The sequence below is a fragment of the Arthrobacter sp. CJ23 genome, from assembly GCF_024741795.1.
In the GTDB taxonomy this organism is placed as follows: Bacteria; Actinomycetota; Actinomycetes; order Actinomycetales; family Micrococcaceae; genus Arthrobacter.
Genome location: NZ_CP102950.1, coordinates 4,306,462 through 4,318,784, shown reverse-complemented (window position 1 = coordinate 4,318,784; position 12,323 = coordinate 4,306,462). Strand labels below are relative to the sequence as shown.

The 12,323-nt window shown below is 68.2% G+C and carries 11 protein-coding genes; 5 read left to right on the top strand and 6 right to left on the bottom strand.

All coding sequences use genetic code 11. The features are described 5' to 3' along the window. Positions 1 to 29: 29 nt before the first annotated feature. The 4 genes from NVV90_RS19495 to NVV90_RS19480 all read right to left on the bottom strand — a co-directional run bounded on the left by NVV90_RS19495 (position 30) and on the right by NVV90_RS19480 (position 4,855). On the bottom strand, positions 30 to 1,274 hold the full coding sequence (locus NVV90_RS19495) for a low temperature requirement protein A (protein WP_258438882.1): 1,245 nt from the start codon (positions 1,272 to 1,274) through the stop codon (positions 30 to 32). Between the two features lie 99 nt (positions 1,275 to 1,373). Then, on the bottom strand, positions 1,374 to 2,705 hold the full coding sequence (locus NVV90_RS19490; protein WP_258438881.1) for an ATP-binding protein: 1,332 nt from the start codon (positions 2,703 to 2,705) through the stop codon (positions 1,374 to 1,376). A 468-nt stretch (positions 2,706 to 3,173) separates the two neighbouring features. Next, on the bottom strand, positions 3,174 to 3,923 hold the full coding sequence (locus NVV90_RS19485; protein ID WP_258438880.1) for an SDR family NAD(P)-dependent oxidoreductase: 750 nt from the start codon (positions 3,921 to 3,923) through the stop codon (positions 3,174 to 3,176). Then, positions 3,920 to 4,855: a fumarylacetoacetate hydrolase family protein gene (locus NVV90_RS19480; RefSeq protein WP_258438879.1), complete on the bottom strand. Its 936-nt coding sequence runs from the start codon at positions 4,853 to 4,855 to the stop codon at positions 3,920 to 3,922. The genes NVV90_RS19485 and NVV90_RS19480 overlap by 4 nt, the downstream gene beginning before the upstream one ends. 219 nt (positions 4,856 to 5,074) lie before the next feature. Here NVV90_RS19480 and NVV90_RS19475 point away from each other — a divergent pair, with 219 nt between their 5' ends. Genes NVV90_RS19475 through NVV90_RS19455 form a run of 5 tightly spaced genes read left to right on the top strand, consistent with a single transcriptional unit; the run spans position 5,075 to position 9,841 of the window. Then, positions 5,075 to 6,409 carry an L-fuconate dehydratase gene (locus NVV90_RS19475; protein WP_258438878.1) on the top strand — a complete coding sequence of 445 codons (1,335 nt, stop codon included), beginning with the start codon at positions 5,075 to 5,077 and terminating at the stop codon, positions 6,407 to 6,409. Further along, positions 6,406 to 7,698 (top strand): alpha-L-fucosidase, encoded by a 1,293-nt coding sequence (locus NVV90_RS19470; RefSeq protein ID WP_258438877.1) that lies wholly within the window; start codon positions 6,406 to 6,408, stop codon positions 7,696 to 7,698. The genes NVV90_RS19475 and NVV90_RS19470 overlap by 4 nt, the downstream gene beginning before the upstream one ends. Next, positions 7,691 to 8,005 (top strand): L-rhamnose mutarotase, encoded by a 315-nt coding sequence (locus tag NVV90_RS19465; protein ID WP_258438876.1) that lies wholly within the window; start codon positions 7,691 to 7,693, stop codon positions 8,003 to 8,005. The genes NVV90_RS19470 and NVV90_RS19465 overlap by 8 nt, the downstream gene beginning before the upstream one ends. Continuing rightward, on the top strand, positions 8,002 to 8,973 hold the full coding sequence (locus NVV90_RS19460; protein ID WP_258438875.1) for an aldo/keto reductase: 972 nt from the start codon (positions 8,002 to 8,004) through the stop codon (positions 8,971 to 8,973). The genes NVV90_RS19465 and NVV90_RS19460 overlap by 4 nt, the downstream gene beginning before the upstream one ends. Next, positions 8,966 to 9,841, top strand: a complete 876-nt coding sequence (locus NVV90_RS19455) for an amidohydrolase (protein ID WP_258438874.1) — start codon at positions 8,966 to 8,968, stop codon at positions 9,839 to 9,841. Before NVV90_RS19460 ends, NVV90_RS19455 begins: the two co-directional genes overlap by 8 nt. Positions 9,842 to 9,912: 71 nt before the next feature. Here NVV90_RS19455 and NVV90_RS19450 read toward each other — a convergent pair whose 3' ends face one another. Both NVV90_RS19450 and NVV90_RS19445 read right to left on the bottom strand, forming a co-directional pair. Continuing rightward, positions 9,913 to 10,584 carry a FadR/GntR family transcriptional regulator gene (locus NVV90_RS19450; protein ID WP_258438873.1) on the bottom strand — a complete coding sequence of 224 codons (672 nt, stop codon included), beginning with the start codon at positions 10,582 to 10,584 and terminating at the stop codon, positions 9,913 to 9,915. Positions 10,585 to 10,783: 199 nt separating this feature from the next. Next, positions 10,784 to 12,301 carry an amino acid permease gene (locus tag NVV90_RS19445; protein ID WP_258438872.1) on the bottom strand — a complete coding sequence of 506 codons (1,518 nt, stop codon included), beginning with the start codon at positions 12,299 to 12,301 and terminating at the stop codon, positions 10,784 to 10,786. Positions 12,302 to 12,323 lie beyond the last annotated feature (22 nt).

Below are 12,323 nucleotides of genomic sequence, written 5' to 3'. Positions count from 1 at the left end.
CGGCACGAACGTACCGCTCCGTGTCGGGCCTAGCCCGCCGCAGCTTCCAGTCGACGAAGCGCCGCAGCACGGCCCTTGTGCCCTCGGCGCTCGTCGAACGCGATCGAGAGGCCCAGCACCACCATCATCTCCAGCATGCACAGGGGCACGGACGCGCCGGCTGCCGCCATGACCACACTTCCGGCCAGCGCAATCACAACCAGCGCCGACGTCCAGAGCAGTTCGCGATCCGGGCGCAGCATGATGCTGTAGAGGGTGGTGAGCGAAACCTTGAAGAGAATAATCGGGATGGCGATCGAGGCGACGGCGACGGCTCCACTGATGTGTGCCTCGTGATCGATGAAGTACGCGGCAACGTGCAGCCCGGCGCCAGTCGCCGCGATGGCAGCGAAGATGGGGATGTGACCGTAGCCGAAGACCCACGACCGGTGCCTCTGCAGGTGCAGCGCAGGACCAGACGGCAGGATGAAGTAGATCCACCACATGGCAAAGGCCAGCCCCGTCCCGCTCAAGCCGACCAAGGCAGCATCCAAAGTCCAGCCGTGCAGGGCAACGATTGCCCGCAGCGTCTCGATGGCACCAATCAAGCATTCACCCAAGGCAATGATCGCGAGGAGCCCGTACCGTTCGGCGATGTGGTGGGCGTGCCAGGGTGTTCGGATCTTCCGTTCCGCGAAATAGGGGGTGGCCATTTCGAGGACAAAGAGGGGAGCTGCCATCAGGAACGTAGTGAGGACGTTGGTCTCAATCAGCAGGACGACGATCCAACCGACTTGTACGAGTGCAAGGTACTTGGCGTAGCGGAGGCAGGTCTCGCGGCGATGCGGGTCCTGGCGAGCTGCCCGTAGCCATTGGAACACCAAGGCCACACGCATCACGATGTAGCCGAGCAGGATGGCGACGTTGTCCACGTGGTCACCCTCGATCAAGGAATGGAACATCGGCTCGATGCCCATCGCCAATATGAGGACGCCCACCATCTGGACCATCGTGACTACCCTGAACACCCAGTCGTCAGTGTCGTAGGCGCTTGCGAACCACGTGAAGTTGATCCAAGCCCAAATAACCGCGAACATGGCGAACGAGAATCCCAGGAGCCCGGCGCCAAAATGCGCTTCGGCTACTGCGTGGGCGAACTGGCTTCCGGCAACTCCGAAAGCGATGACAAACGTCAGGTCGAAGAACAGCTCCAGCGGGGTAGCGGTGCGGTGCTTTTCGTGGGGGTCGCGGCCGCCCATGCGGGCCAGCGCATGCCGTAGGGGATTCGTGGACATGGAAAAACAGTACCGCGTGGCAACGCGGGGTCAGATACGGCCCGTTCCGCACCAGAACATGGGCCGTATCTGACCCCGCGTTGCAGTCAGGGGAGGACGTTACACGCGGCCCAGCACCTCGATGTCCTCGAGGAAGTCCTGGTGGACCTCCTCGCTGACAGTGGTGCGGGTATCGCCGATGGCGTCGAGGTAGTCCTGGGTGACGGGCCCCCGGCGCCCGTTGGCGGACACTCCGCCAGCGCCGCCGCCGGAACCATTGCTGCCGCCGGTACCGCCGTCGTCGTACACGGCTTTTTCGAGCGCCCGCTGGGAGGCGCTCCGGGCCGCGTACTCGATGTCCGCGGGGGAGAAGCCCTGGGTGCGGTCCACGAGGAGCTGCACATCCACGTCGTCCACCACGGCGGCCGGGATGAAGCGCTGCCACATGGCCTCGCGGGCGTGCGTGTCCGGCAGGCCGATGGGGATCACGTAGTCGAAGCGGCCGTGGCGCAGGAACGCGGTGTCCAGGGCGCGGATGAAGTTGGTGGCGCAGACCAGCAGCCGGCCGGGCTGTTCGCGGAAGGCGGGGATGATCTTGAGGAGTTCGTTGGTGACGCCCTGCAGCGGCGACGGCGGGTCCCCGGCACGCTGGGAGGCGATTTCCTCCACCTCGTCGATGAACACCACGCAGTGCTCCAGCTCGGCGATTTCCAGGAAGGTTTCGCGCAGGGCGCCGGCCAGGCCCTTGGGATCGGCGGCCAGGCGGGAGGGGAAGACCTCCACGAACGGCCACTCCAGGCGGGACGCGATCGCCTTGGCGAAGGTGGTCTTGCCGGTGCCGGGAGGGCCGAAGAGGACCACGGCGCGCGGCGGCACCACGCCGTATTCATCGGCGAGGTCGGCCTCGGCGAGCGGCAGCACCAGGCGGCGTTCCAGGAGTTCCTTTTCGCGGCGCATGCCGGCCACGTTCTCCCAGAGATCGCGGGCCAGGATCCTGCCGCCCAGCAGGCTCAGCGGCTCCAGCTCCTGGCGCTGCACCGGGATGGTGCGCTCGAAGTAGCGCAGGTTCTTCTTGACCACGAAGCCGCGGCCGAGGAACGCTTCCACCCTGGTTTCGGATTCGGGCATGAGCGCGGAGAGCTTGTTGAGGCCGTGCGGCGCCATGCGGTTCTCGACGGCGGACAGGAGCGAGGTGCCGATGCCGCGTCCGCGGAACTCGGGGAGCGTGGCAAGGAAGACGATCCAGCCCTGGTCGTGCGCGGCGCGTCCGACGGCGGCGCCCACCACCTGTTCGCCCTGCACGGCCACCACGGCGTGGTCCTTCTCGCAGGACGCGAGCACCTCGGACAGTGCGTAGACGGGCTCGACGCCGTCCGCCTTGAGTGATTCCCACAGGTGCAGGATGCCGTCCAGGTCGGACGAGTGGAAGTCCCTGATGCGCCAGTTGCTCATGGCCTTGCTCCTTGGTGGATCGCCGTTGATGCCTTTGGAAATCGAGCATAGGCGAAGCGGGCGCGCCGGAGGTTGCCGCCCCGTTGCGTTACGCCGGATGTGGCAGGAAAAGGGTCGACTGCGCGCCGGAACGGGAGGAGGATTAAGGGGCAGTCGCTGGAAGGAGGTCTGTGATGTGCTACCCGTACAGCAAGGATTTCCGGCGGGACACCAGGAAAGATGCCTCACGGGAACCTGAGGAGCGCCCGGAGCCGCGCGTGGATGCGAAGGACTTCAGTTTCTGGGCCTTCCCTCGCCGCCACCGGGAGTTCAGGAATGATCCGGAGCCGGTAATCGACCGGAGCCGCGAGAGGATCTTCCGGGCATAGCTTCGGCGGGAACGCGGGTGTGGCCCGGGCTCGACGCCTGCAAGCGTCATGTCCGGGCCACAGCCGCGAGTTCGGGAGTTCGCGGAAGCGGGGCGGGGGCCTAGCCCACCGGCCGCAGCCGCAAACCCTGCAGGCCGCCGTCGACCGCCAGGGACGTGCCCGACGTCGAACCGGAGAGCGGGCTCGCGAGGTACGCCACGGCGCCGGCCACCTCGGCCGCGTCCACCAGGCGGCCATGCGGCTGCCGGGCGATGAGCGCGGCGCGTTCCGCGGCGGGGTCGGCGGCGGAATCGAGCAGGCGGCCCACCCAGGGCGTGTCCACGGTGCCCGGGTTCACGCAGTTCACCCGGATGCCTTCGCGGACGTGGTCGGCGGCCATCGCCAGGGTCAGGGACAGCACGGCACCCTTCGACGCCGAATACAGCGCGCGCTGCGGCAGCCCCGCCGTCGCGGCGATGGAGCAGGTGTTGACGATCGCCGCGGCCGGTGAGTCGCGCAGGTAGGGCAGCGCGGCACGGCTGACGCGGGCGATCCCGACCACGTTGATGTCCAGCACGCGGTGCCACTCGGCGTCGTCGTTCGCGGCGATGTCGCCCTGGGCGCCGATCCCGGCGTTGTTGACCACCACGTCCAGACGGCCGAACTGCGCAGCGACGGCGTCGACGGCGGCCCGCACCGAGGCGTCGTCGGCCACATTGCATTCGACGCCGAAGTGCGGCGAGCCGGCCGGGTTCAGGTCCAGCACGGCAACGCGCGCGCCGCCGGCGGCAAGCCGGTCCGCGATGGCCGCGCCGATTCCGGACGCCCCGCCGGTCACCAGGGCTGCGAGGCCCTCGAACTCGGCACTCATTCGGCAGCGCTGCCGGTGCCGCTTGCGCTCCCGGTGCCCGCGGCGGAGGAGGCGAGCGAGCCGGCGCTGGCCCGGTAGAACTCCTGGCGCTGGCTGCCGAGGCCGTCGATCTCCACCTCCACCACGTCGCCGGGCTGGATGTACGGGAAGCGGCCGGAGAGGGCCACGCCTTCCGGGGTGCCGGTGATGATGACGTCGCCCGCTTCCAGGACCATGTACTGGCTCAGGTGGTGGACCACCGTGGCGGGGTCGAAGATCATGTCCGAGGTGTTGGAGGACTGCCGGACCTCGCCGTTGACCCAGGTGCGCAGGCCGAGGTTGCCGGCGTTCACCTCGGAAGCCGGGACAAGCCAGGGGCCCAGCGGCGTGGAGGACGGCAGGGACTTGCCCTTCGTCCACTGGCCGGCGGGGCCCGTCAGCTGGTAGTCGCGCTCGGAGAGGTCGTTGGCGGCCACGTAGCCGGCGATGCATTCGGCGGCCTCGTCCGTGCCGGAAAGGTATGACGCTTCCCGGCCGATCACGATGCCGAGTTCCACCTCCCAGTCGTACTTTTCCGCCGACGGCGGGATGGGGGCGGCGTCGAACGGCCCGCTGACGGTGTTGGCCGGCTTGAGGAAGACGACGGGGGTGGCGGGGGGCTCCGTTCCGGATTCGGCGGCGTGGGCGGTGTAGTTCAGGCCGATGGCGATCAGATTGCCTGGGCGGGCCACAGGGGCGCCGACGCGGAGGCCTTCGGCCGAAATCTCGGGCAGCGTGCCGGATGCAAGGGCTTCACGGGTACGGGCGATGCCGTCCGAGGCGAGGAAGGCGCCGTTGATGTCCCGGGTCAGGGCCGCGAGGCTGAAGTACTTTTCAGTGCCGTTGGGGTCCTGGGTGAGAACAACCGGCTGTTCGTTTCCGGCCGTGCCCAGCCTGGCGAATTTCATGCTCATGTATTCCTCCGTGCTCTGGCTCTAACATCCGAGCTCTAGTCTGATGTTGTCCTCCATAATACGGAAATGTGACCCATTGACAAGACAGACATCGGATGTTTAGGCTCAGTGCAGATCAACGACCACCAGCACATCCTGTTGCACATCCAGTGGCACGTCCGCCAGGAACCCGGCCCGCCGGGAATGGCCCAACGGGGCAGCTGCCAAGCTAGGAGCACAATGAGCGTCATCACCGCCGTGGACACCTTCGACATCAGGTTCCCCACCTCGCAGGAACTGGATGGCTCGGACGCCATGAACCCGGATCCCGACTACTCGGCCGCGTACCTGATCATCCGCACGGACGCCGGCGACGGCCACGAGGGCCACGGCTTCGTCTTCACCATTGGCCGCGGCAACGAGGTGGAAACCGCGGCGATCGACGCCCTCCGCCACCACATCCTGGGCCGCAACGTCGAGGAACTCCTCGCCGACATGGGCGCCACGTGGAAACTGCTGGCCCACGATTCCCAGCTCCGCTGGCTGGGCCCGGAAAAGGGCGTCATGCACATGGCGATCGGCGCCGTCGTCAACGCCCTGTGGGACCTCAAGGCCAAGCGGGCCGGCCTGCCGCTGTGGGAGCTGCTTTCGGGCATGAGCCCGGAGGAGCTCGTGGCCCTGGTGGACTTCCGCTACCTCAGCGACGCCCTGACGCCGGAGGAAGCGCTGGCCATGCTCCGCGCCGCGGAACCCGGACGGGAAGCACGCAAGGCGGCGCTGCTGGCCGAAGGCTACCCGGCATACACCACGACGCCGGGCTGGCTGGGATACAGCGACGACAAGCTTGCGCGGCTGGCCAAGGAAGCCGTGGCCGAGGGATTCACGCAGATCAAGCTCAAGGTGGGGGCCTCCCTGGAGGACGACATCCGCCGCGTCCGCACCGCACGCGATGCGGTGGGCCCGGACGTGAAGATCGCCGTGGACGCCAACCAGCGCTGGGACGTCCAGGCCGCCATCGACTGGATGGCCCACCTGGCGCCGTACGACATTGCCTGGATCGAGGAGCCCACCAGCCCGGACGATGTGCTCGGCCACGCCGCCATCGCCCGGGGCGTGGCCCCGATCCCCGTGGCCACCGGTGAGCACGTGCAGAACCGGGTGGTGTTCAAGCAGATGCTCCAGGCCGGCGCCCTCCAGGTGCTGCAGATCGACGCCGCCCGCGTGGCCGGAGTCAACGAGAACATCGCCATCCTGCTCCTCGCCGCCAAGTTCGGCGTCCCGGTCTGCCCGCACGCAGGCGGTGTGGGCCTGTGCGAAGCAGTGCAGCACCTGTCCATGTTCGACTTCGTGGCCGTGTCCGGCAGTACGGAAGGCCGGATGATCGAGTTCGTGGACCACCTCCACGAGCACTTCACCACGCCGGCGGACGTCCACGGCGGCAGCTACTGGCCGCCGTCGGCCCCCGGCGCCGGAAACGAAATGCTCCGTGAGACACTGGCCGACTACAGCTTCCCCGACGGCCCCGTGTGGGCAGCGGGCGCTGCACTCGAGACCTCCAGGAAGGAATCCCGTTGATCCAGCACGCACCATGGTTCGAAGAGGCGCGGTTTGGCATGTTCGTGCACTGGGGCCTCTACGCCCTGCCGGCCCGCCACGAATGGGTGATGAACCGCGAGCAGACCCCCGTGGAGGAATACGCCAAGTACTTCCGCCGCTTTGACCCGGACCTCTACGATCCCCGCGCGTGGGCCCGCGCCGCACGCGAAGCCGGGATGAAGTACGTGGTGCTCACCACCAAGCACCACGAGGGCTTCTGCCTCTGGGACTCCGCGCTCACCGACTACAAAGCCAGCAACACGCCGGCGGGCCGCGACCTCATTGCCCCCTACGTGGAGGCCCTGCGCGCCGAAGGCCTCAAGGTAGGCTTCTACTACTCGCTGATCGACTGGCACCACCCCGACTTCACCGTGGACGGCGTGCACCCCCTGCGCAATGCCGGGGACATCGAGGCACTCAACCGGGGCCGGGACATGGGCCGCTACCGCGACTACCTGCACGGCCAGGTGCGTGAGCTGCTCAGCAACTACGGCACCATCGACTACCTGTTCTTCGACTTCTCGTACTCCGACGCCAACCCCGACGAATCCTGGGGCGGCAAGGGACGCAAGGACTGGGACTCCGAGGCGCTGCTGGCCATGGTCCGCGAGCTGCAGCCGGGGATCGTGGTCAACGACCGCCTGGACATCCCGGGCGACTTCATCACCCCCGAGCAGTACCAGCCGGCCGGTCCCATGCTGTCCGACGGCGTGCCGCTCACGTGGGAGGCGTGCCAGACCCTCAACGGCAGCTGGGGCTATGACCGCGACAACCTGGACTACAAGTCCGTGGACCTGCTGGTCCGGATGCTCGTGGACGGTGTCTCCAAGGGCGGGAACTTGCTGCTCAACGTCGGTCCCACCGCCCGCGGGAACCTCGACCCCCGTGCCGCGGCCTCGCTGCAGGGCATCGGCGAATGGATGCACCTGCACGGCCGCTCCATTTACGGCGCCGGACCGTCCGCCTTCACCGCCCCGGCGGATGCCCGCTACACGCAGCGCGGCGACCGGCTCTACGTGCACCTGTTCGCCTGGCCGTTCGAGTTCGTGCACCTGCCCGGGCTCGCCGGCAAGGTGGAATACGCCCAGCTGCTCAACGACGCCTCGGAGGTGTTCCTCAAGGAGAGCGACCCGAACCAGCAGGCGCACAACACCACCCCCGGCGCCCAGCCGGCCGGCACCCTGACCATTAAGCTCCCGGTCCAGCGCCCCGATGTGGCCGTTCCGGTGCTGGAGCTGTTCCTCAAGGAAGGCGTCTCCGGTGCCTGAGACCGTCGCCCTGCACACCCGGCTCAAGCCCGGGGCGGAACAGGAATACGACTCCGTCCACGCCGAGATCCCCGCCGAACTGGCCACGGCACTGAAGGACGCCGGTGTGGGCAACTGGCGCATCTGGCGCAGCGGCCAGGACCTCTTCCACCTTGTTGACGTGGAGGACTACCAGGCCATGCGGCGGGCGCTCGCCGGGCACCCGGCCAATGTGCCGTGGCAGGCCCGCATGGCGGAGCTGCTGGAGGTCCAGGACGACTACTCGGGCAACGATTCCGGCATCAAGCTGGTCTGGGAGCTCGCATGAGCGCGGCCTCCCTGGGCGGGGTGCCTGACGCCGGGCTGACGCTGGGCCGCCTCGGTTTCGGTGCCGCCGGCATCGGGAACCTGTACCGGGCCATGCCGGATTCGCAGGCCGAGGACACCATCAACGCGGCCTGGGATGCGGGCGTGCGCTACTTCGACACCGCCCCGCACTACGGCCTGGGCCTGTCCGAGCGGCGCCTCGGCGCCGCGCTCCGCGGCAGGCCCCGGGACGCTTTCACCATCTCCACCAAGGTGGGCCGGCTGCTGGTGCCCCAGGACGCCCACGGCCGTGTGGACGAGGAAGGCTTCGACGTCCCCGCGGACAACAGGCGCGTGTGGGACTTCACCGAGGCCGGCATCCGCCGCAGCATCGAGGACTCCCTGGTCCGCCTGGGCCTGGACCACGTGGACATCGCCTACCTGCACGACCCCGACGCCCACGACCTCGCGGCCGGCATCAGCCAGGCCCTGCCCGCGCTCGAAAAGCTGCGCGCGGAAGGCGTGGTCAAGGCCATCGGCGTCGGGACCAACTCGGCGGAAGCCGCGCTGGCATGCGTCGAATCCGCGGAGCTGGATCTCGTGATGCTCGCCGGCCGCTACACCCTGCTGGAGCAGCCCGGCGTCCCGCTGCTGGACCGCTGCACCGCGCGCGGCACCGGCGTCGTGAACGTCGGCGTCTTCAACTCCGGGCTCCTCGCCCGGCCCGAGGTCCCCGAGGACGCGCACTACAACTACGGACGCGCGCCCCGGGGCCTGCTGGAGCGGGCGCGGAAGCTGGCCGGCGTGTGCCGGGACTTCGGTGTGGAGCTCCCGACGGCGGCCCTCCAGTTCAGCCTGCGGCACCCCGCCGTCGTGAACGTGACGGTGGGGGCGAGCCGCCCGGAGCAGGCCGTGGGGAATGCGGCCAGGATGGCCGAGGACGTGCCCGAGGAACTGTGGGCAGCCCTCGCGGCGGTGCCCCATGATTGACGCGCACCTGCACCTCTGGGAGCTCCACGGCGGATCGGCCCTGGGCGCCGGCGCGTACGCCTGGCTGGGCCCGCAGCACGGCGGACTCTTCCGCAGTTACGGCGAGGCCGAGGCCCGGGAGACCCTTTTGGCGGCCGGCGTGGGCGGTGCGGTGCTCGTCCAGGCAGACGACACCACGGCGGACACGGACGCCATGCTCGCCGCCGCGGACCGGAATCACTGGATCCTCGGCGTGGTGGGCTGGATCCCGCTCGACAAGCCCGCCGAGGCCGGGGAGGAACTCGAGCGGCTCGTCCGCAATCCGAAATTCCGCGGCGTCCGGCACCTGGTCCACGACGATCCCCGGGACGACTTCCTGGAGCTGCCGGAGGTCCGGGAATCCCTCGCCCTGTTGGCAGCGCACGGCCTGGCCTTCGACGTCCCGGACGCTTTTCCGCGGCACCTCGGCCGGACCGTCCAGCTGGCCCGGGAGCTGCCGGAGCTGACGATCGTGCTGGACCACCTCGGCAAACCGCCGCTGGCGGAGGCTGGTTCCATGGCCGCCTGGCGCCGCGACTTCCGGGCCTTGGCCGTGCTGCCCAACACGGTGGCCAAGCTCTCCGGGCTGCACCTGCCCGGCGTCCCGTACACGGCGGAGGCCCTGCGGCCGCTGTGGGACGAAGCGCTGGATGCCTTCGGCCCGGAGCGGCTCATGATCGGCGGCGACTGGCCGGTCAGCACCCTGGGCGCCCCCTACGGCCGCACCCTCGAGGTGCTGCTGGAACTGGTCGGCGAACTGGATCCCGCCGGACGGCAGGCCGTCCTCGAAGGCACGGCCGTTCGCACCTACGGACTCAACTACAAGGCCGGGCATTCCCGCGCCCACTGATTGCTTCGGCACCCTGTGGACCTGGTGCGCCGTTCCTCAGCGGGTGCGGTTTCGGCGCGGCGGCGCTGCGGCTACAGCGCCTGCCGCAGCCAGGCCTCGACGCCGCTGATGTGCACCGTGACGAGGGCCCGGACCAGCTCGGCGTCGCCGCGTTCCAGGGCGTCGGCGATGGCCTTGTGCTCCGCGAGGGTGTGGGCCACGGCCTTCTCCTGGGTCAGGCCGCGCCAGATGCGTGCCCGGACGGTGCTGCTGGAGAGGGCCTCGAGGAGGCCTCCGAGGTAGTCGTTGCCGGCGGCATTGGTGATGATGTTGTGGAACTGGAGGTCGTGGGCCACCAGTTCCTCGACGTCGGTGTTCTCGTCGATGCCCAGCATGGTGTCGCGCAGGGCCTGGATGTCCTCGGGCGTCATCTTGCCGGCGGCGATGTGTGCCGTGGCCGGTTCCAGGATTCGTCGGACCTCAAAGAGTTCCAGGATGGAGCGGTCCTGGTGCAGGTCCACTACGAAGGCCACGGCCTCGTTGAGCAGCCGTGCGTCCAGGCTGGTCACATAGGTTCCGTCGCCGCGGCGGACGTCCAGCACGCGGATGAGTTCGAGCGCCTTGACGGCCTCGCGCAGGGAACTGCGGGACAGCCCGAGCCGCTCGCTCAGTTCCTTCTCCGGGGGGAGCCGGTCGCCCGCTTTGAGTTCCCCGCAGATCAACATGTCCTTGATCTTGCCGATCGCTTCATCAGTCACAGCCATGGATCAATCCTAGCCGCCAATCATCGGATGTTTGAGTTCGACGCGAGCTCACCCAACTAGGTCGCGCCAACCGTCGTTTTGAGTGCCCAAAACGACGGTTGGCGCTACTTAGTTGGGGTTGGGGACGTTAACGCCCGACGGCGGCACCCGGGTTCCGCTGTCACGGAACCCGGGCGCCGCCGTCGGGGGCTGGCGTTGGTCAGATCCTGTCTTCGGCGCCGGCGACCGGACGGTTGGCGATCACCGGGGAGCTGCCGGTGAAGCCGTCCCGGGCTGCGGCGAGCTCGTGGATCTGCTTGCGGCACAGGAACCAGCCGAGCACCATGAGCGCGCAGGCCACCAGGGTGACCAGCAGCGTCAGCGGGGAATCGATGAACACCATCACCAGCACGCCCAGCAGGAACAGCAGCGAGAGGTAGCCGGTGTACGGGGCGCCGAACATCCGGAAGGACGGACGCTTCAGCCAGCCCTTGTCCGCCCAGCGCTTGAGCTGCATCTGACACAGGACGATCGTGGCCCAGGTGACGATGATGCCTACCGAGGCGACGTTCAGGACGATCTCGAAGGCCTGGGCGGGGACCAGGTAGTTCAGCGGAACGCCGAGCAGCGAGACGCCGGCGGTGATCGCGATGCCGCCGTAGGGGACGCCGGCCTTGTTCATGCGCTGGGCGAACTTCGGGGCCGAGCCGGCCACGGACATGGAGCGCAGGATGCGGCCGGTGGAGTACAGGCCGGCGTTCAGCGAGGACAGTGCGGCGGTGAGGACCACGAGGTTCATGATCACGTCCACGCCCTGGATGCCGATGGAGCCGAAGAACGTCACGAACGGGCTGACGCCCTTCTCGTACGAGGTGTACGGCAGGAGCAGCGCCAGCAGGATGACGGAGCCGACGTAGAACACTGCGATGCGGAAGACCACGGAGTTGATGGCCTTGGGCATGATCTTCTCGGGGTTCTCCGTCTCACCGGCGGCCGTGCCCACGAGCTCGATCGAGGCGTAGGCGAACAGCACGCCCTGCATCAGGATGATCATCGGCAGCAGGCCGTTGGGGAAGATGCCGCCGTGGTCCGTGATGAGGCTGAAGCCCACCTGCTGGCCCTCAACCGGGGTCCCGAAGATGACGAAGTACGTGCCGATCACCAGGAACGCCACCAGGGCGGCCACCTTGATGAGCGCGAAATAGAACTCCATCTCGCCGAACACCTTGACGGAGACAAGGTTCAGGCCGAGGACCACCACGAGGGCGATCAGAGCCCAGAGCCACTGCGGCACCACGCCCATCCACGGGATGTATTTGCCGAAGAAGTTCATGTACAGGGCCGCGGCGGTGATGTCCACGATGGTGGTGGTGGCCCAGTTGATCCAGTAGAACCAGCCGGAGACGAACGCCGCCTTCTCGCCGAAGAACTCGCGGGCGTAGGAGACGAACGAGCCCGACGACGGGCGGTGCAGTACCAGTTCGCCCAGGGCGCGCAGGATCAGGAAGGCGAAGAAGCCACAGACCGCGTACGCGATGACAAGGGACGGGCCTGCCGCGTTGAGGCGGCCGCCGGCGCCGAGGAACAGGCCGGTGCCGATGGCGCCGCCGATCGCGATCATCTGGATCTGCCGGGGCTTCAGGCTCTTGTGGTAGCCCTTGTCCTCTGCATGGAGGGCCCGTTCGGAGGCATGGGCCTGGGCAGGGACCGTGTGGTCCGTAATGGGTGCGTTGGTCATTGGAATCCTTAGGGGTGTCCTG